The sequence below is a fragment of the Corynebacterium sp. MSK218 genome (assembly GCF_030232655.1).
In the GTDB taxonomy this organism is placed as follows: domain Bacteria; phylum Actinomycetota; class Actinomycetes; order Mycobacteriales; family Mycobacteriaceae; genus Corynebacterium.
Map to the genome: position 1 here is coordinate 1 of NZ_JASPGN010000024.1, position 2,102 is coordinate 2,102.

The window sequence follows — 2,102 nt, forward strand, 5'->3', positions numbered from 1 at the left end:
AGTTCTGCGGTGATCCGCGGAGCACCATAAACCTCATCAGAGTCTTTCCAAATCTGATGAATCTTTCGGTCAACATCGTCGTAAAATGCTGCACGATCATCTTTTCCAGATAGTCTTTTCTGCTGCGCATGGGCCCATTTGTAGTAGCCAGACCGAGACACTTTTAACAGCCGTGCCATGCGTTTGATGCTGTAGTTCGCCTTGCTCTGGCTGCATTAGTTCGAACTTTTCTGCTCGCGTTGCTTCGCGGCGAAGAAGGCTGTCGCTTTTGACAAAAACTCGTTATCCATCTTGGCCTCTGCCAACTCACGGCGCAGGCGAGCATTCTCAGCTCGGAGATCAGCCTCGCTCATCCCATCTGAGGCTCCTCGGCGTTCACGTTCGAGTTTGACCCATTTTCCTAAAAGCCCGGCGGAAACACCGATCTCCTTAGCCACATGGGCAATCGGGCGCTCTGACTCGATTACCAGGTTCGCGGCTTCACGCCGGTACTCCGGCGTGTACTTCTTGCGCTGTTGACTCACAATGAACATCCTCTCCTACGGACACAAGATCCGTACAAATAGGGTGTCCACTAAACGAGGGTAACCTCATTTTGAGTTTTCTTTTCGTGACCACGTCGCAAAAGGTGAACCTCGTCCTACTGCCGACCCTCTCAGCGATCTGTTGAAGGAAAGACTCATCTCGCTGTGTATGGGGCTGTCCGTCGAGTAGACGGGCCACGAAGCTATCGATCTCAGTTGTAGTAGAGGTAGACATGGATGGAAGTTTATGTGAATCCAACATTTGGTTTCTGTGTCCATCCCAAGTGCTAGAAATATGAATTGAATTGGAAGGGAGATCGAATTAGTGCCATATGACTTCACAAGGTTTCCGCAAGGTTCGGCCAAGAGGCGTGAGTTGATTGGCTCGCTGATCGGTGATTCAGATCTCCGCGAGACCTTTTATCTGGAAGTAAAGTCGAGCTTCGATTTAAGGAGTAAAGAGCACCAAGCGAAACTCGCAAAATTCATCCTTGGGGCTGCAAATCGGGATCCCCGTGATTCAAAGCGTTACCTCGACGGATATGCCGTCTTGGTCGCTGGGCTCGGGGATGAAGGGGTCGTCGGAGTTGAGGGCCTTGAAATTCTCGATTTGCACAAGAAGTTGTCCAGTCTTATTGGTGCAGAAGGGGATAGGCCTGAATGGTTTTGGGAGCGAGAACAGTACGGCGATAAGCAAGTACTGCTCTTTTTCGTCGCGCCACCTACAGGCGAAATTTTCCCTGCGGTTGGCTCATCTGGAGAAGTACATGACGGGCGAGTGTACATGCGAATTAATGGGCAAACCGCAGAGATTTCTGGTGCGGCCTTGAAAAACAAACTTCGGGTCTTAGCCAAGGCATCAAGACCGATGGATATCAAGATACTGCATTTTGGTTTTGCCGCGGCTCTGACCCCAGATTATGACATGGCGCGTCTACAGGTCGGGCAAAGCGTTGATAATCTTCGCTCAAGTGCACCTCGGCCGGCATCAAATAGTCCTTTTGGCATGTCTGTGTCTCCTATTTTTGGTAAGGATGCTTTCGGGCGGACACCTGAAGACTTTGCTACACACTTGGCTGAAGCAGAAGCGGTCTCGGATGTTCAGTTGCGTAGATTTGCTCTCTTGAAATCCGCGTCATTGATGCCATCTCTCATGCTTGAGATCGAGTTGATGAGCGAGAAGCATGCAAAAGAAATAGAGATTCATGTCGAGCTTCCCGAGTCCCTAGTGGTGGTTGATCGACCGACTCAAAAGGAAGTCGACGACGCTTTAGACGAACTCTTACCCGCGCCTTGGACGGATCCGATTAAGCGTGACTTCATTTCGCCTCTATCGTTTGCAACAAGAAATTTCGACCGTGAGTTGGGGAGTGCGCATCAATCAGTTCAGCGAATAAACGATCACTTGCTTGTGGTTCATGTTTCTGAATTGAGGTTTGGTAAGTCTGAAATACTCAAGTTCGATGATATTTTCTTGCTTGCAAAGGAAATTTATTCAGACGGTCTGAAGCGTCCTGGGTTTAGTTCCGCTTCTTTTACGGCCCTGTGTTGATGGGCTGGGTGAGATAGTACTCGGTT

At 49.6% G+C, this 2,102-nt stretch carries 2 protein-coding genes; one reads left to right on the forward strand and one right to left on the reverse strand.

Going from position 1 to position 2,102, the window contains the following annotated elements; translation table 11 throughout:
• Positions 1–215: 215 nt before the first annotated feature.
• Positions 216–524: a transposase gene (locus tag QP922_RS12730; protein ID WP_246816559.1), complete on the reverse strand. Its 309-nt coding sequence runs from the start codon at positions 522–524 to the stop codon at positions 216–218.
• 325 nt (positions 525–849) lie between these two features.
• Between QP922_RS12730 and QP922_RS12735 the strand changes: the two genes are divergently transcribed.
• Positions 850–2,076: a hypothetical protein gene (locus QP922_RS12735; protein WP_284809900.1), complete on the forward strand. Its 1,227-nt coding sequence runs from the start codon at positions 850–852 to the stop codon at positions 2,074–2,076.
• The last annotated feature ends 26 nt before the right edge of the window (positions 2,077–2,102 follow it).